Source organism: Nocardioides sp. dk884, from assembly GCF_009557055.1.
GTDB lineage: Bacteria > Actinomycetota > Actinomycetes > Propionibacteriales > Nocardioidaceae > Nocardioides.
On sequence record NZ_CP045649.1, the window covers coordinates 2,403,553 to 2,418,609 of the forward strand.

The following is a 15,057-nucleotide window of genomic DNA, read 5'->3' on the forward strand; positions in this document are numbered from 1 at the left end:
CTCAGGGAGTGGGTACGGCGGCGAACACCGCGTCCACGACGTCGTCGGGGCGGACCCGGGCCGCGGCGGCCTCGAAGGTCAGCAGGATGCGGTGGCGCAGCACCGAGTGGCGCAGCGCCACGACGTCCTCGGGCAGCACGTGGCCGCGCCCGGCCAGGACCGCCAGGGCGCGGGCCGCCTGCAGGAACGCGATCGCGCCGCGGGGGCTGGCGCCGTGCTCGAGGTAGCGGGCGGTGTCGGTGGGCAGGAACTGGTCGGGATGGCGCGTCACGTTGACGATCTCGACGATGTAGCGGCGCACCGACTCCGCGACGTGCACCCGGTCGGCGACCCCTTGCAGGAACTCCACGTCCGCCAGCGTGGCCACGGGGGCGGACGCGGGGGCCTGCAAGGTGCCGTCCGCGATCCGGCTCAGCACGAGCGACTCCTCCTCCGGCGAGGGGTAGTCGAGGACCTCCTTGAGCAGGAAGCGGTCCATCTGCGCCTGCGGCAGGACGTAGGTGCCCTCCTCGTCGATGGGGTTCTGGGTGGCGAGCACCAGGAACGGGCGGGGCAGCCGATGGGTGCGCCCGCCGATCGTGGTCTGGCGCTCCTGCATCGCCTCGAGCATCGCCGACTGCGTCTTCGCCGAGGACCGGTTGATCTCGTCGAGGAGCACGAAGTTGGCGTGCACCGGGCCCAGCTGGGTGCTGAACGTGGTCGTCGCGGGGTCGTAGACCTGGGTGCCGATGATGTCGGCCGGCAGCAGGTCCGGGGTGCACTGGATGCGGGAGAACCGCGCGTCCACCGAGGAGGCGAGCACCTGGGCCGACAGCGTCTTCGCGAGCCCGGGCACCGACTCCATCAGCAGGTGGCCGCGCGCCATCATCGTCACCAGCAGGCTGCGCAGCAGCCCGCGCTGGCCGACCACGGTCGCCGTGAACGCCCGCTCGATGTCGCCGGTCACGCGGGCGGCCTCGTCGAGCTCCCCCCTCGTCAGCGTCGGCAGCGAGCCCAGGGTCGGTGTCGTCAGGGGGGTCATCTGGTTCCTTCGTTCCACAGTCGGTCAAGGCGGGCACGGTCCCCGCGGCGCTCGAGCGCCGCGGGCCGCACCTGGTCGGTCTGCTGGGTGGTGGTGACCCGCAGGTCACCCGGGATCGGACGCAACGCCACGATCAGCGGGCGGCCCACGAGGAGCAGCACCACCGCCGTGGTGACGCCACGGGTCAGGTCGAGGGCGATCGAGGTGTCGAGGGTGTAGGCCCACAGCCGCTCGAGCACCTGGGACGGCGGCAGCCCGGGATGGAAGTGACTGGTGCTCGACCCGGTCTCCTGCGCCCACCCCATGAGGTTGAGCAGCACCCCGCTGCCGACCCCCGCGGCCAGGGCGACGGGGAGCGCGGCGAGCCAGGCCGCGGTCGGGCGCAGCCGCACCAGCAGTCCCCCGCTCAGGCCGACCAGCCCCCACACCACCGCCTGGCTGGGCAGCGTCTCGGCGGGTACGGCGACCAGCACGGTCGAGGCGAGCGCCGACGCGGCACCGGTGAGGAACCCCGCCGGGGCGCCCAGCGCGACCCCCGCCAGCAACGGGAGCACGTGGACCAGCTCCACCCCGGAGGACGACGGGCTCAGCACCGCGCGGAGCACGCAGTTCGCGAGCACCACGCCCGCGATCGGCGCCAGCACGTCGTGACGTCCCCCCGCGTCGCGCCAGATCGTGGCGGCCAGCAGCGCCAGCCCGCACACCAACGCCCCGAGCACCCACGGCGCCTCGGCGCGCAGCTGCTCGCGGGAGGGGTGGGTGAGGGAGTCCCACACCGGCCACCCGATCCAGGCCAGGCCGAGCAGCGCCAGGACAGCGATCGTCAACGTCGAGCGCCACCCGGCGCCGGCTCCGACGGTGCGCCACCTGCTCCTGGCCCGGCGGCTCGCCCGGGGCTGCGTCGCGGGGCTCGTGGCGGAGCTCATCGCGGGGCTCCCAGCACGTCGCGCACCCGCAGCGCACGGGCTCCGGCGCGCCGCAGCACCGGCGCCACGGGCAGCCGGTCCGCGACCACGACCGGGGTCCCGTCGGCGACCTGCCCGCCAGGGCCGAGCACCAGGAGCCGGTGGCAGGCGCGGACCAGCAGCTCGGGGTCCCGGCTGAGCAGCACGGAGGTGCCGCGCGGCTCGTCGGCGAGCAGGCCCGCCAGCCGGCGGCGCGCTCCGGCGTCCAGCCCGGCGTCGGGGTGCACGAGCAGGTTCGGGCCGCTGGCCAGCGTGGACAGCGCCCAGCGCAACGCGGCACGCTCGCCGTCGGAGTGCTGCGTGGTCGTGCGCGCGGGGTCGAGGGACACCAGCCGGCCCGCGAGCGCGAGGACCCCCTCGGCGGTGGTCGCGTGCCGTTTCGCCCACAGGCGGGCTATCCGGCCCACCGGTACGCCGCGAGGCAGCACGAGCGGGTGCGGCAGGCGGGTGCCGTGGCCGGCGAGGGCGGCAAGGCGCCGGGCCACGTCCAGGGCACGCGGCTCCTGGCCCGCCGCGGCCACCACGCCCAGGGTCTCGAGGTGGTGCACCCGGACCTCGTGCGGGAGCCCGGTCCGGTCGGTGGGTGCCGCGACGAGCAGCTCGCCGACCGGGCTCCGGCGGGCCGCCGTACGCGGACTGGCCGAGGCCACCTCGCGCCGAGTGCCCAGCCGGGCCAGGTCTGCCCACTCCTCCCGCGGCAGGCCCAGCGCCCGTGCCAGCGCCAGCTGCGGTGGGGCCGGCAGCGTGCGCGGCATCCAGCTCTGCGCCGCGCTGGCGATCGCGCCGCCGGGGACCAGCTCGACGACGCGGTCGGCCAGGGCGACGGCGTCCTCGAGCACGTGCTCGGCCCACAGCACGTGGGTTCCCCGGTCGGCGAGGCGCCGCAACGCCGCTGACACGGCCGCGCGGTGGGTGGCGTGCAGCCGGCTCAGCGGCTGGTCCACGAGCGCGACCTCGGCCCGCGGGTGGCCGGTGACCCAGGCGACGCCGAGCGCCGCACGGCGCGAGGCGTCGAGCGAGCGCGCCGGCGTCTCCAGCAGGTCCTCGAGGCCGAGCTCGGCGACCAGCTCCTGGTCGGGACGGGAGCCGAGCAGCTCGTGCACCGCGCGGTCCGGCAGCTCGGTGCCGGGCAGCGCCTCGACGAGCGCGCCCGGCTCCCGGCGACCGGGGAGGTCGCCGCGGACCAGTGCGCCCGCCGGCAGGCGACCGGCGATCGCGCGCAGGACGGTCGTCGTGCCGCAGCCGCTCACCCCGGTCAGGAGCGTGAGGCCCTCGACCTCGAGGCTCACCTCGGACACCGCGAGACCTCGCCCGGGCAGCCACACCGAGAGACCGCCGACCTGCACGCTCATGCGGACCTCCGGGTCGGCAGCGCCACGGCGGGCAGGACGAGGACCGCCGCAGCGACCACGACGGGGTCGCGGCCGGGTACGGCGTACACGGCGAGGAGCAGCCCGAGCGCTGCCACAGCGGGGGCGAGCGCCGGGCCGGACAGGCGCGGCAGGCCGGTGCGCGCCAGCACGGCACCGCCGAGGAGCGCGACGATCAGGGCGAGGGCGCCGAGCTCGGCGCCGGTCCGGTCGCCGGGGACGACGGCCGCGGCGAGCACTGCGCAGGCCAGCAGGGCCGCGCCGACCACCCGGACTCCGGCGTGCCAGGCCGGCTCCACCCGGGTGCCGGAGGTGCTGGTCCACGCCCGGGCGGCGTCGCGGGCCCGGTCGCACAGGTCCGCGACGCCGGCGGCCGGGAGGTCGAGCCCGTGGGCGCGCAGCGCGATCCGGTCCGCACGCCGGGCCGCGCAGGCCTCCCCCAGGAAGACCACCGGGGCGAGCACCGCGGCGCCGCGACCGGCCACCAGGTCCAGGAGCCGCTGCCACTCCGCCGCGGGCACGGCGCGCTGCAGCAGGCCCAGCACGGCGAGCAGGGCGGCGCCGATCAGGGCCTCACGCAGCGCCGCAACGAGCCGGCCGGTCGTGACCGCACCCCCGAAGGAGCCCCCGGTCTCGGGAGTCCAGCTCGGCAGCACCCAGAGCACGTCCCCTCCGGGGACGCCGCGGTCCAGGAGCACGCCGAGGACGAACCACAGCGCCACCAGCACCAGGCAGGCGCCGACGACGAGGGCACCGGTGCCCCGGCGTTCCGCCCCGACCAGCCACCAGGTGGCGGCCACGCAGGCCAGCAGCGATGCCGGCACCCACCAGCCGGCGTACGACTGCACGGCGAGGTAGGTCGCGACCGCCCAGCACAGCCAGGCGACCGCGGTGGTCGGGAACCTCATCCCCGCCTCCGACGCAGTACGCCGAGGGTCGCGACCAGGGCGGCGACGCCGAGCAGCGCCGACGCGTCGCGGACGGTGTCGACCCGGTGCCCGACCGGGCCACCCGCGCCGACGACGTCGGCCGCCGCGTCGGGGACGTCGAGGTTGCGCGACCGGGGGCGCGGCGCGGGGGTGCCGCTGGCGCCTGCGCCGTGGGTGAGCGCGCCTCGCACCCGGGAGCCGACCGGTGGGAAGGCCTCGACGGGCGCGGGAGCCTCGGGCGTCCCGGACGCGGCGGGGACGACGCGCCAGTGGGCCACGGGCGTGCCGGTGCGCAGGTTGACCAGACGGAAGCGGTGCGTGGTGGGAGTGAGTCCGCGCGGCACCTCGTACCCGACGCGGCACGGCACCCCGGTGCCGCACGGCTGCGTCGTGGTCGTGCCGGTCGAGTGCCAGGCGCTGCCGTCGGCGTGCTCGACGTCGAAGGTGGTCCCGGGCACCGTCGCCTCCAGCAGCAGGGTCAGCTCCTGTCCGACCGGCTTGCGCCGCGCGAACCCGTCGCCGCGGACGATCGGGGTGCGGGCGGCCAGCCGGGTCCAGGTGCCGAGCACCTGGGCGAGGTCGCTCTGGGTGGTGTCGGCCAGGGTGAGCAGGACCGGCCCACCGGCCCGGCCGTCCGCGAGCAGCGGGAGCGTGAGGTCGGCGGCGCCGAACCCGTGGTCGTCGGTGCGGATCTCCACGGTCGGGCCGAGCGGGCGCAGCCGGGCGCGGCCGGTGGCGGCGTCCAGGGTGACGCGCTGGGCCTGGACCCGAACCCGAACCCGTGGGTTGCCGGTCACGGCCACCTCGTGGGTGGCGCCCTCGATCCACGACACCGGTGCCTGGACCGAGCAGGGCACCGACGAGGAGGCGCAGAGGGCACGGGTCTCGGAGCTCGCGGCGGCGTGGGCCGGCGGCGCACCCAGGGTCGCGAGGGCGAGTGCCGCGGCGGTGGTCGCCAGCAGGTGTCGTCCGGTCGGGCTCACAGGGTCTCTCCCTCGGCGAGCCGGGTGGTGCGCCGCCGCTGCGCCCACCACCACCCGAGCGGGGCGAGCAGGAGCAGCGCACCGAGCAGGGCCATGGCGCCGGACACGCCCTGGCTGGCCGCGCCGGTGGCGGCGCTCGGCTCCCCGATCTCCTCCTCGCCCCACACCGCGTCGGCCGGGCCGGAGGCACCCGCAGCCGGCGGAGCGCTGGGACGGGCGGACGCCTGGGCGCCGGGCCGGGCGGACCCTTGGGCGCCGGGCTGGGCTGACTGTGGCGCAGTCGGCTGACCAGTCGGACTGGCGGCGGGTGCTGCGGGCGCCGGGGTGCCCGGCGCGACCGGGGGCACCGGAGCGGTGCTCGGCGCGGGCGTCGCCGGCCCGGCGGGGCCTGCGGGCTGATCGGTGGACGGCGTGGACGGCGTGGCCGGTGCCTCGGGGCCACCGGAGCCACCGGGTGCCCCGGGGGCGTCGGGCACGCCGGGCGCGAGGCCGGGGTCGAACTGGGCGCCGCGGTCCTCCGCCTCGCCGTGCTCGGAGGGGACCACCGTCCACTGCGCGTAGGCCGGGTCGCTGATCGGGCGGTCCTGGCCGCCGCCGAAGTTCAGGTGGTGGTTGACCCGGAACTGGTAGCGCCGGCCGGGGGTCAGGGTGCCGGGCACCGTGTAGTGCAGGTGCGCGATCTCCCCGGAGGTGTTGCTCAGCCGGGTGGCCCGGTCGAACCCGTGCCCGGGGACCGCCACCCACTCGCCCGCGTCGTCGAGGTACTCGACCCAGTAGCCGACCCCCATGACGTGGCCGACGACGTGCAGGTCGAGCTCGACGCCGGCCGGCTTGTGCTCGGCGTACCCGTCCCCGAGCAGCTTGGGGGTGCGTCCGCCGAACTGCACCACCTGCCCCAGACGGGAGCGCAGGTCGATCGAGGTGTCGTCGGCGAGACCGACGAAGCCCCACCCACCGGGCACGTCCGAGGTGGTGCGCGGCACCAGCTTCACGTGGTCGAGGCGGCCGTACCCGGGGCGCGACTCCCGGGTCCGCCCGCCCAGCCGCGCGCCGCTGGGGACCAGGCCCGTGATGGCGCCGTCGGAGTTGAACTCGATCACATAGAACTGCAGCGCCACGTCGACGCCAGGATTGCCGACCACGTCGGTGGCGAGGATCTGGTCGTACGCCGCCAGGGTGCTCTGGGTGGTGATCCGGCACGGCTCGGCGAACCCGTCGCACAGCCGGTGCTGGGTGGGCCCCTCGGCCTGGGCCACCCCGACGGTGGCCGTGACCGAGGTGACGGCGACCGCGGCGAGCAGCAGGCTCGCGAGCGGCGCGCCGAGCGGACGGCGGCGCGTCGGCGTACGCCCGGAGGACGCCGGGCAGGCGGGACGGCGAGGCATCGGGCCCTTCCTGGGTACGGCAAGGCAGGGTGGCCCGATCGACCTCCGTGCCCGCGCTTGTGCGACGACGGGTGACGGTCATGGCCCAGGAGTTCCCGACTTGCTGGTCTCGCCAGCTCACGGTTGCGCAACAGCGCCGGATTCACACCGGCTTCCTCGCTCAGGGCCACGTTCAACTCAGTGACGACCGGATCGTGGCACACCCGTCCGAGGATCCCCGACAGCACCCCCACCCCGCCGGTCCGCGGTGACGCAGCCCACGCGACGGCGATTTCCGCGGCGGCGGCAGGCGTGCGCTAGCGTCCGGTCCCGGTACGTCGAAGGGGAAGCCGGTGCGAATCCGGCGCTGACCCGCAACCGTGACAGGCCCCGGTGAGACCCGGTCCTGAAGTCGGAGCACCTTCCGCGTCACCGTGACCAATCCACGCTGTCGAGGACTGCAGCAGGTCGCCGGCATCGCTGTCGGCTCCCCCTGCGCCGGGACCGGAGAAACCATGAAGACCCGAGGCGCGGTGCTGGCGAGTGCCGGCACTCTCCTGATCACCGCACTGACCACTGGGGCGGCCCCCGCCCACGCCGCCGACTGGCGCACCGGATGGTGCGTCGAGGACGAGGGCCTGAGCGTCGTCGTCGACTTCGGCGCCTCGACCGCCGCCACGGTCCCCACCGAGGGCTGGCTCGTGCGCTGCCTCGTCGGCGGCGAGATCCAGGCGGACGGCCAGGGCACCCGCGTGGCCGCCCTGCGGGCCGTCGGCCTCGGCGTCGACGCGGACCGCGGCGGGTACGTCACCGCCATCGACGGGGTGGAGGAGTTCGACCCCGACGGCTGGTGGTTCTTCTCGGGCGCCACCGTCGGCGGGCCGTGGGACACCGCCTACCACGACATCGTCAGCGACGGCCCGAACCTCAACAAGGCCCTCGGCGCCCGGCTCGTCGGTGACAACTGGGTCAGCGTCCCCCGCCCCGCCCCGCAGTTCGGCCAGCCCGAGCCCGACCCCGAGCCGCAGCCGGACCCGGCGGTCGCTGGCTCCACGCCGCTGGTCACCGGCCGCGCCCAGGTCGGCGTACGGCTCACCGCGGACGCGGGGTCCTGGAGCGCCGGCGCCTCGCTGGGCTACCAGTGGCTGCGCGGCAACCAACCCATCGTGGGCGCCACCCGCGCCAGCCACGTCGTCACCGCCGCCGACCGCGGGAGGCGCCTGCGCGTGCGCGTCACCGGCACACTCGCCGGCTACACCACGACCGTGCTCGTCTCAGCACCGACGGCGAACGTCGCCGCGGGAAGCCTCACGAGCGCCAAGCCGAAGATCACCGGACGGGCCAAGGTCGGCCAGCGGCTCCAGGCCAAGCCCGGTGCCTGGGGCCCCGGCACGGTGCGGTTCACCTATCGCTGGCTGCGCAACGGCAAGCCCCTCGCCGCCACCTCCCGGAACTACCGGCTACGTCCGGCGGACCGCGGCACGAGGATCACGGTGCGCGTGACCGGCAGGAAGGCGGGGTACGTCGCGGTCACCCGGGCGTCGGCGAAGTCGGTGCGCGTCAAGGGGTAGCGCACACCTGGTCGCCGCATCCGCATCCGGGACCGGGAGTGCCGCGCGGACGGTTGCACGATCCCTGCCACGTGGTGCGAAGCGCATCATCGACAACCGTGGTCAGCGGGCGGCAAGACCGATCTCGACAACGGAATGCTGCTCTGCTCGCATCATCACCATCTGATCCACGACGACCGCTACCTCCACCAACGGATGCCGAACGGCGACCTCCGCTTCGTACGGCGGACGTAGGCCGACCCACACCCCGCTAGCGCCGGAGGTCCGGGTCGAGCGGGCGCGCGAGGGGCTCGGGGTGGGCGCGACACCACCTGGCGACCGCGTGTTCCAGGCGGTCCCAGACCTGCTCGTCGAGCACCGGGCTCGTGGCGTGCCCGACCGCCTCCAGGTCCTCGGCGAGCAGCCGGAGCTCCTGTGCGGTGAACAGGGTCGGGTCGAGCAGCAGAGAGCGCAGGTGGTCACGCAGTCGCAGGTGCTGCTCGTCGAAGTTGATGTTGCCGTTGCGGGTCGCCTCGTCCTCGAGCTTGGCCAGGCAACGCAGCAGCTCGCCCTGCTCCACGCTGGACTGCCCGGACGCGGGCACGTGCGCACGCCATATCCCCCGCAACAGCTCACGGTCGTCGTCGCTCATGGCGTCACCCTAGGGGCCCTCGACGCAGCGGTGAGGACACCACAGCCGGCTGGTCAGCCGACCGGCGGGCCTGCCCGACGGGGAGCCGACGGCCTCGCCGTCACTCCTCGGTGAACACCTTGCGCAGCGCGGACTCCTGCTCAGACGAGAGGTTGGTGAACAGCAGCTGGGCGGGCTTGTGCCCGGCGAAGGCCCCGTGCACCTTGTCCACGACGGCGTCGGAGGTCATGACGAAGAGCGCGGAGGTGCCGGGCGTGACCTGGTCGCGCACCTGGGCGATGAAGTCGTCGTCGATCCCCACGTCGGTCAGCGAGCCGGCGAGCGCCCCGGTGGCCGCGCCGACCGCGGCGCCGAGCAGCGGGACGAAGAAGATCAGCCCGAAAAGCATCCCCCAGAAGGCCCCACCGAGTGCCCCGATGCCGGTCATGTCGTTGCTCTGGTGGGTCTTGGGCCGCTTCTTCCCCTCCTCCCACGACACGGTGGCGGAGTCCAGGACGTTCACGACGTTCGCCCGCGCCAGCTCCGACAGGGTCGCGGCGGCCTCGTCGGCGCCTCGGGGGTCATCGAACTTCCACACGGTCAAGGTGGGCTGGGCCATCGGTGCGCTCCTTGCTTGAGCGGACTCGACGACCGGCAGGCCGACGAGACGTGCTCTTCCACCGTGCGGCCCGGCCAGCCGAGGGTCCTCACCCGTCCGAGTGAATCGAGGCGTCGCTCAGCGCTCCTCCTGCGCGACCTGCTCCTCGAGCAGCGCCCGCGCGTGCCCGCTGTCCTCCTCCTGGTCCAGCCCGCGGCGGAAGCTGTCGAGCTTCTCCCGACCACCGGGGAACGGCGGCAGCAGCGGTACGTCGCGGTCGACGAGCGCCTCGAGGACCACCGGGCGATCCGCCGCGAGCGCCCGCTCCCAGGCGGCGTCCACGTCCTCGGGCCGGTCGATCAGAATGCCGGTGAGCCCGAGCAGCTCGGCGTACCGCGCATAGGGGAACGCCGGCAGCGACTGGCTGGCGTCGTACCGCGGGTCGCCCTCGGTCTCCCGCTGCTCCCAGGTGACCTCGGCGAGGTCGCCGTTGTGCAGGACCAGGACCACGAACCGCGGGTCCGCCCAGTCGCGCCACCGGTGCGCGACGGTGATGAGCTCGGCGATGCCGTTCATCTGCATCGCGCCATCCCCGACCAGCGCGACGAGCGGCCGGTCGGGCGCGGCCAGCTTGGCCGCCAGCCCGTAGGGCAGCCCGGAGCCCATCGAGGCGAGCGTCGAGGACAGGTGCGCAGGTACGCCGGGCGGGAGCCGGAGGTGCCGGGCATACCAGTAGACCACCGAGCCGACGTCCACGCTGACCAGCGCGTCACCGGGCAGGTGGGCGGACAGGGCACGCACGACGAGCTCGGGGCTGAGCGGGTCCGCGGCCTGCTCGGACCGCTCCTGGGCCAGCGTGTGCCAGCGCTCGACCTGCGCCTCGACCTGCGTGCGCCACGTCGTGTCGCGACGCTCCTCGAGCAGCGGGAGCAGCGCACGCAACGTCTCCGCTGTGTCGCCCACCAGCCCGACCTCGACCGGGTAGCGGTTGCCGAGGTGGCGTCCGTCGATGTCGATCTGCACGGCGCGCGCCTGTCCGGGGGCGGGATAGAACTCGGTCCACGGGTCGTTGCTGCCGACGATCAGCAGCGTGTCGCACTGGTCGTAGAGCCACCCCGAGGCGGTGGTGCCGAGGTGGCCCATCACCCCGCAGCTGTACGGCAGGGACTCATCCCAGTGCGGCTTGCCCAGCAGGCTGGTGCTCACCCCGGCGCCGAGCCGCTCGGCGACCTCCGCGACGAGGTCGCCGGCGTCGCGCGCCCCCTGGCCGACCAGCAGCGCCACCCGGTCCCCCGCGTTGAGCACCGTTGCGGCCTCGGCGAGGTCGTCGTCGGTGGGCAGCACCCGCGGCGGGCGCCACTGCGGGGCGGTCGGCACGACGCCGTGCTCGTGCGGCGGCACCGCCGGAGCGGGCGCCACCTGCACGTCGTGCGGCAGCACCACGACGCACGGCGACCGGGTCGCCAGCGCCGTGCGGAACGCCCGGTCGATGACCATCGCGGCCTGCTCGGGCGCCAGGACCGCCTGGACGTACTGCGCGGCGACGTCCTTGAAGAGCCCGGTGAGGTCGATCTCCTGCTGGTACTCCGCCCCCAGCGCAGTCGTCGGTTGCTGACCCACGATCGCGACGAGCGGCTGGTGGTCGAGCTTGGCGTCGTACAGCCCGTTGAGCAGGTGCACCGCGCCCGGGCCCTGGGTGCTCACCACGACCCCGACCTCGCCGGTGTACTTCACGTGCCCGACCGCCATCAGCGCGGCGTTCTCCTCGTGCCGCGCCTGCACGAACGCGGGGTCGCCCCCGGCGCGGCGCAGCGCCCCCATCAGCCCGTTGATGCCGTCGCCGGAGTAGCCGAAGACGCGGTGCACGCCCCATGCCAGCAGGCGCTCGACCACCAGATCGGCGACCAGCCGCTCCTCACCCATGTCTTCTCCCTCGTCGGTACGTCGCTACGTCGGTCCGTCTGTCTCAGTCGTCGCGCAGGCGCGCGTAGGCGTGCTGGAGGAAGTCCGAGGCCCCGACGATCGAGAACGTCGCCGCCCAGGCCCGCGCGGCGCGCGGCGCGAGCGCGAGGCCCGCGACGTAGGCGCCGCCGATCCAGGGACCCAGGCAGAACGGGCACAGCAGCAGCTCGCCGACCGTGTGGCGGTGCCCCTCCCGGGGGCGTTCGTCGACCTCGGCGGACCCTGCCTCGCCCTCGAAGACGGTGAACGGCGCGCGCAGCGGCGTGGCCACCCCCTCCTTGGCGATGATCCGGGCGAACTTGTGGGTGGCGATCGCCCCGAGCACGAGATCACCGACCGCGTAGTGGTCCGGCGCCCGCCCGGTACGCCGTGCCACCAGCGCGGCGAGCGTCGCCGCCCCGGCGTACGTCGTCATCGCGGCGGCGTACCCGGCCTGGCGCTGCGGCTCGTGCGGGCTCTGCGACGGCTCCGGCTCGTTCTCCCCCGAGGCCGGCCGGCCCTCGAGCGCGGTCTCGATCCTCATCGGCGCGCCCCCCGGACCCTGCGGACCAGGCGATACCCGGCCACCCCGGCGAGCACCCACGGCCCCGCCACCACGACCGGGTCGAGCGCGTGGTGCACGACGTCGGCGCGCCCGTGGCCCAGACGCGAGGAGAGGCCGTGGCGGCGCCGCTCGGAGAGCACCCCCGTCTCGGCGAGCAGGTTGTCGGGCCGGGCCCGCAGCGCCGAGGAGACGAAGCTCTCGGCGACGTCGAGCCGGTCGGCCGCGAGGAGCAGCAGCCAGTGCGCGGCGCGTGCCTCGCTGTAGCGCCGGTAGGCGACGCGCCGCAGCAGCCCCGAGGCTCCCCGCAGCGGCTGCGCGGTGCCGAAGACCGGTGTCACGAAGGCGTGCTCGATGGACCGCTCACGACCCTCGCCCCCGGGCTGGCGCTCGGGGAACGTCCAGTGGGCCCCGGTCGCGGCCGGGTCGTAGACCTCCTGCGGGACCGAGGGCCGGTCCGCGAGGTCGAGGTCGGCGCCCCAGCCCGGGATCCGCGCCCGCAACTCCTCGGCGGACTCCGCGAGCGGCGGCTTGTGCCGGGCGTAGGTGTACTGCGTCATCAGCTCGGCCACGGTCTGCTCCGAGCCGTCGTCGGTCTGCTGGGACATGGAGAGCCTCTCTCAGGCCGCCGGCACGACGACGGGCTTGATGATCCCGTCGAGCTTGGCGGAGAACGTGTGGTAGCCCGGCGATGTGCTCGAGGGGGAAACGGTGGGTGATGAGCTCGCTGGGGCGCAGGTGGCCGTTGCGGATGTGCTCGAAGAGCCGCGGCCACTGCCGCTTGACCGGGCGGCACTGGTTCATCCGCAGGGTGAGCCCCTTGTTGAGCGCGTCGCCGAACTTCACCGCGCTGAAGATCGGGCCGTAGGCGCCCATCACCGAGATGGTGCCGCCCTTGCGGACGCCGTCGATGGCCCAGTTCAGCGCCACCGGCGAGCCGCCCTGGAGCTTGAGCTTGGCCGAGGTGATGTGCATGAGCAGGTTGCCGTCGGCCTCGGCGCCGACCGCGTCGATGGCGACGTCGGCGCCCAGGAAGCCGGTGATCCGCTTGAGATGCACCACGACGTCACGGTGCTCGGCGAAGTTGATGGTCTCGGCGTGGGCGAAGGTGCGGGCCTTCTCCAGGCGGTAGTCGAGGTGGTCGACGACGAGGACCCGCCCGGCCCCCATCAGCCAGGCCGACTGCGCGGCGTACAGCCCCACGGGGCCGGCGCCGAACACGACCACGGTGTCGCCCTCGCGGATGCCGCCGAGCTGGGCGCCGAAGTAGCCGGTGGCCAGCGCGTCGGTGCACATCAAGGCGTCCTCATCCGACATCCACGCCGGGATCAGCGCCGGTCCGACGTCGGCGAACGGCACCCGGACGTACTCGGCCTGGCCGCCGTCGTAGCCACCGCAGGTGTGGGAGTAGCCGTAGATGCCGCCCACCGCTGTCGCGTTGGCGTTGACGTTGTGGCAGTTGGAGTAGAGCCCGCGCGCGCAGAAGAAGCAGGACCCGCAGTAGATGTTGAACGGCACCATCACCCGGTCGCCGACCTTGAGGTTCTGCACGTCCGGACCGACCTCGTCGACGACCCCGATGAACTCGTGGCCGAAGGTGTGACCGACCCGGGTGTCCGGCATCATCCCGTGGAACAGGTGCAGGTCGGAGCCGCAGATCGCGGCGAGCGTCACCTTGATGATCGCGTCGCCGGGGTGCTCGATCCGAGGCCTGTCCTTCTCCTCGACCCGGACCCGGTAGGGCCCCCGGTAGACCATGGCGCGCATCCGTCCTCCTTCGCTCGGCATTCGCGAGCACGCCCCGGTCGGCCTCGCGACCGGTCGGCGTGCCCCGCACCCCACGTGCCCAGTACGCGGCGCGGGGTCACTCCCCCGGACGGGTGGGAACCACCGGTCGCCGGGCGTGCAGCGTGTGCCGGCCGAGCAGGACGAGCAGGATCAGCACGCCCGCGGTCATGCCCAGCGGCGTCCCGGTGAGGGCACAGACGAGCGCGGGCAGCAGGTGCAGACGGGTGGTGAGGGACATGACGGCTCCTTGTCAGAGCAGCAGGAACAGGGCGCTGCCGACCACGAGCGCCGGGATCGTGGTCAGCACGGTGGCCAGCAGCGCGGCGCGGTGCTCGAGGGCCATCAGCGGCAGCAGGGCGTCGCCGTCCTGGCTGACCATGTTGGCCACGAGGGTGGGCAGCGGCATGCCCCCGGCGAGGAAGAGCCCGGTGAAGACGATCTGGATCGCGCAGCCCGGCACCAGGCCGACGAGCGCGCCGACGACCACCCCGGCCAGCCCGAGCACGGGCAGCTGGCTGCCGTCGAAGCCGGTGGTGTGGGAGAGCAGCGACCAGGCGAGGTACGCCGCGGCGACCCACACGGTCACGAACGCGACCTCGTGACCTCCGTGACGCAGCACGTGGGCCATCGACGCCGGACGTGCCTCGCGCAGGTCGTCGTCGGCCAGCCGGCACCCGCCGCGAACGAACGCGAGCACGGCGATTCCGGTGCCGGCCAGACCGAGCACCAGGTAGAGGTTGCTGGGGTGCAGCAGCTGGAAGGTGACCGGCACGCTGACCGTCGCGCCGGCGCCCAACGCCAACCACAGCAGCACCGGAACCACCCCGATCGCGTGCAGGGCGGGCTCGCGGGCGATCAGTCGTGAACCGACGGGCAGGCCCGCCGCCGCGACCCCCGGCACCCCGGCGCCAGCGGCGCTGGGACCGCCCGGGGCCGCTCGCGGCGTGGCGGCGCGATCCCGAGGGCGTCGATCGCGTAGCCGCTCAGCGCGCCGGTGATCAGCAGCAGGACCTTGAGCTGGAGCGTGAGCAGCGGCTCCGCGGCGAGGAGCACCCAGGTCGCATCGCCCATCGTGGCGACCAGCGCCGCGACGACCGCGCCGTACGACACGGCGCCGCGGGCGTAGGCCGCCACCACCAGGATCGCCCCGCCGCAGCCCGGCGGCATCGTGAGCAGCGCGGCGACCAGCGGCGCGAGGCGCCGATAGCGGACCACGAGCTCGTCGAGGCGGCCGCCCCAGCGGTAGTGCGCCCAGCCGAACGGCGCGACCAGCAGTGCGACGAACACGCCGACCTGCATGAACGCGTCGGCCAGCGGCCGCAGGACGATGTCGACCATGAGGGTGCTCCTCGCGC

Annotated in this window: 17 protein-coding genes and 2 riboswitches; of the genes, 2 read left to right on the forward strand and 15 right to left on the reverse strand. The window is 74.6% G+C overall.

Going from position 1 to position 15,057, the window contains the following annotated elements; all coding sequences use genetic code 11:
- Position 1 precedes the first annotated feature (1 nt).
- From GFH29_RS11645 to GFH29_RS11670, 6 genes are read right to left on the reverse strand one after another with little or no spacing between them, the layout of a single operon-like run.
- Complete coding sequence (locus GFH29_RS11645; protein ID WP_153323804.1) at positions 2–1,021, reverse strand: AAA family ATPase; 1,020 nt, start codon at positions 1,019–1,021, stop codon at positions 2–4.
- Complete coding sequence (locus GFH29_RS11650) at positions 1,018–1,947, reverse strand: hypothetical protein (protein WP_153323805.1); 930 nt, start codon at positions 1,945–1,947, stop codon at positions 1,018–1,020. The genes GFH29_RS11645 and GFH29_RS11650 overlap by 4 nt, the downstream gene beginning before the upstream one ends.
- Positions 1,944–3,338, reverse strand: coding sequence for a hypothetical protein (locus GFH29_RS11655; RefSeq protein WP_153323807.1), 1,395 nt, complete (start codon positions 3,336–3,338; stop codon positions 1,944–1,946). Before GFH29_RS11655 ends, GFH29_RS11650 begins: the two co-directional genes overlap by 4 nt.
- Positions 3,335–4,264 carry a hypothetical protein gene (locus GFH29_RS11660; protein WP_153323809.1) on the reverse strand — a complete coding sequence of 310 codons (930 nt, stop codon included), beginning with the start codon at positions 4,262–4,264 and terminating at the stop codon, positions 3,335–3,337. The genes GFH29_RS11655 and GFH29_RS11660 overlap by 4 nt, the downstream gene beginning before the upstream one ends.
- Complete coding sequence (locus GFH29_RS11665) at positions 4,261–5,268, reverse strand: hypothetical protein (protein ID WP_153323811.1); 1,008 nt, start codon at positions 5,266–5,268, stop codon at positions 4,261–4,263. The genes GFH29_RS11660 and GFH29_RS11665 overlap by 4 nt, the downstream gene beginning before the upstream one ends.
- Positions 5,265–6,653 (reverse strand): hypothetical protein, encoded by a 1,389-nt coding sequence (locus GFH29_RS11670; protein WP_153323813.1) that lies wholly within the window; start codon positions 6,651–6,653, stop codon positions 5,265–5,267. Before GFH29_RS11670 ends, GFH29_RS11665 begins: the two co-directional genes overlap by 4 nt.
- Positions 6,654–6,742: 89 nt before the next feature.
- Positions 6,743–6,811, reverse strand: a riboswitch (cobalamin riboswitch).
- Between the two features lie 135 nt (positions 6,812–6,946).
- Positions 6,947–7,076, forward strand: a riboswitch (cobalamin riboswitch).
- 71 nt (positions 7,077–7,147) lie between these two features.
- Here GFH29_RS11670 and GFH29_RS11675 point away from each other — a divergent pair.
- Entirely contained in the window at positions 7,148–8,203 is a 1,056-nt protein-coding gene (locus tag GFH29_RS11675) for a hypothetical protein (RefSeq protein WP_153323815.1), read from the forward strand.
- A 24-nt stretch (positions 8,204–8,227) separates the two neighbouring features.
- The gene (locus GFH29_RS11680; protein WP_323368692.1) at positions 8,228–8,437 is read left to right on the forward strand and encodes an HNH endonuclease signature motif containing protein; all 210 of its coding nucleotides are present in this window, start codon (positions 8,228–8,230) and stop codon (positions 8,435–8,437) included.
- Positions 8,438–8,453: 16 nt separating this feature from the next.
- Here GFH29_RS11680 and GFH29_RS11685 read toward each other — a convergent pair whose 3' ends face one another.
- The 9 genes from GFH29_RS11685 to GFH29_RS11725 form a co-directional block, all read right to left on the reverse strand.
- The gene (locus tag GFH29_RS11685) at positions 8,454–8,834 is read right to left on the reverse strand and encodes a hypothetical protein (RefSeq protein WP_153323817.1); all 381 of its coding nucleotides are present in this window, start codon (positions 8,832–8,834) and stop codon (positions 8,454–8,456) included.
- A 100-nt stretch (positions 8,835–8,934) separates the two neighbouring features.
- Positions 8,935–9,432 (reverse strand): DUF1269 domain-containing protein, encoded by a 498-nt coding sequence (locus tag GFH29_RS11690; RefSeq protein ID WP_153323818.1) that lies wholly within the window; start codon positions 9,430–9,432, stop codon positions 8,935–8,937.
- Positions 9,433–9,549: 117 nt separating this feature from the next.
- Positions 9,550–11,334, reverse strand: coding sequence for a thiamine pyrophosphate-requiring protein (locus GFH29_RS11695; RefSeq protein ID WP_153323820.1), 1,785 nt, complete (start codon positions 11,332–11,334; stop codon positions 9,550–9,552).
- A 43-nt stretch (positions 11,335–11,377) separates the two neighbouring features.
- The gene (locus GFH29_RS11700) at positions 11,378–11,896 is read right to left on the reverse strand and encodes a DUF1360 domain-containing protein (RefSeq protein ID WP_153323822.1); all 519 of its coding nucleotides are present in this window, start codon (positions 11,894–11,896) and stop codon (positions 11,378–11,380) included.
- Positions 11,893–12,255, reverse strand: coding sequence for a hypothetical protein (locus tag GFH29_RS20650; protein ID WP_228387446.1), 363 nt, complete (start codon positions 12,253–12,255; stop codon positions 11,893–11,895). Before GFH29_RS20650 ends, GFH29_RS11700 begins: the two co-directional genes overlap by 4 nt.
- A 22-nt stretch (positions 12,256–12,277) precedes the next feature.
- Positions 12,278–13,681, reverse strand: coding sequence for a zinc-dependent alcohol dehydrogenase (locus GFH29_RS11710; protein WP_228387447.1), 1,404 nt, complete (start codon positions 13,679–13,681; stop codon positions 12,278–12,280).
- Positions 13,682–13,778: 97 nt separating this feature from the next.
- Positions 13,779–13,940, reverse strand: coding sequence for a hypothetical protein (locus GFH29_RS11715; RefSeq protein ID WP_153323824.1), 162 nt, complete (start codon positions 13,938–13,940; stop codon positions 13,779–13,781).
- A 12-nt stretch (positions 13,941–13,952) separates the two neighbouring features.
- Positions 13,953–14,603 (reverse strand): putative manganese transporter, encoded by a 651-nt coding sequence (locus tag GFH29_RS11720; protein WP_194289551.1) that lies wholly within the window; start codon positions 14,601–14,603, stop codon positions 13,953–13,955.
- A complete protein-coding gene (locus GFH29_RS11725) occupies positions 14,558–15,040 on the reverse strand; it encodes a putative manganese transporter (protein ID WP_153323829.1) in 483 nt (160 codons plus the stop codon). The genes GFH29_RS11720 and GFH29_RS11725 overlap by 46 nt, the downstream gene beginning before the upstream one ends.
- Positions 15,041–15,057 lie beyond the last annotated feature (17 nt).

Excerpts from the sequence above, each read along its gene's own strand:
- GFH29_RS11700 (WP_153323822.1), bottom strand. The coding sequence starts at position 11,896 with ATGAGGATCGAGACCGCGCTCGAGGGCCGGCCGGCCTCGGGGGAGAAC.
- GFH29_RS11645 (WP_153323804.1), bottom strand. The coding sequence starts at position 1,021 with ATGACCCCCCTGACGACACCGACCCTGGGCTCGCTGCCGACGCTGACG.
- GFH29_RS11660 (WP_153323809.1), bottom strand. The coding sequence starts at position 4,264 with ATGAGGTTCCCGACCACCGCGGTCGCCTGGCTGTGCTGGGCGGTCGCG.
- GFH29_RS11710 (WP_228387447.1), bottom strand. The coding sequence starts at position 13,681 with ATGCGCGCCATGGTCTACCGGGGGCCCTACCGGGTCCGGGTCGAGGAG.
- GFH29_RS11670 (WP_153323813.1), bottom strand. The coding sequence starts at position 6,653 with ATGCCTCGCCGTCCCGCCTGCCCGGCGTCCTCCGGGCGTACGCCGACG.
- GFH29_RS11695 (WP_153323820.1), bottom strand. The coding sequence starts at position 11,334 with ATGGGTGAGGAGCGGCTGGTCGCCGATCTGGTGGTCGAGCGCCTGCTG.
- GFH29_RS11685 (WP_153323817.1), bottom strand. The coding sequence starts at position 8,834 with ATGAGCGACGACGACCGTGAGCTGTTGCGGGGGATATGGCGTGCGCAC.
- GFH29_RS11675 (WP_153323815.1), top strand. The coding sequence starts at position 7,148 with ATGAAGACCCGAGGCGCGGTGCTGGCGAGTGCCGGCACTCTCCTGATC.
- GFH29_RS11690 (WP_153323818.1), bottom strand. The coding sequence starts at position 9,432 with ATGGCCCAGCCCACCTTGACCGTGTGGAAGTTCGATGACCCCCGAGGC.
- GFH29_RS11655 (WP_153323807.1), bottom strand. The coding sequence starts at position 3,338 with ATGAGCGTGCAGGTCGGCGGTCTCTCGGTGTGGCTGCCCGGGCGAGGT.
- GFH29_RS11650 (WP_153323805.1), bottom strand. The coding sequence starts at position 1,947 with ATGAGCTCCGCCACGAGCCCCGCGACGCAGCCCCGGGCGAGCCGCCGG.
- GFH29_RS11715 (WP_153323824.1), bottom strand. The coding sequence starts at position 13,940 with ATGTCCCTCACCACCCGTCTGCACCTGCTGCCCGCGCTCGTCTGTGCC.
- GFH29_RS11725 (WP_153323829.1), bottom strand. The coding sequence starts at position 15,040 with ATGGTCGACATCGTCCTGCGGCCGCTGGCCGACGCGTTCATGCAGGTC.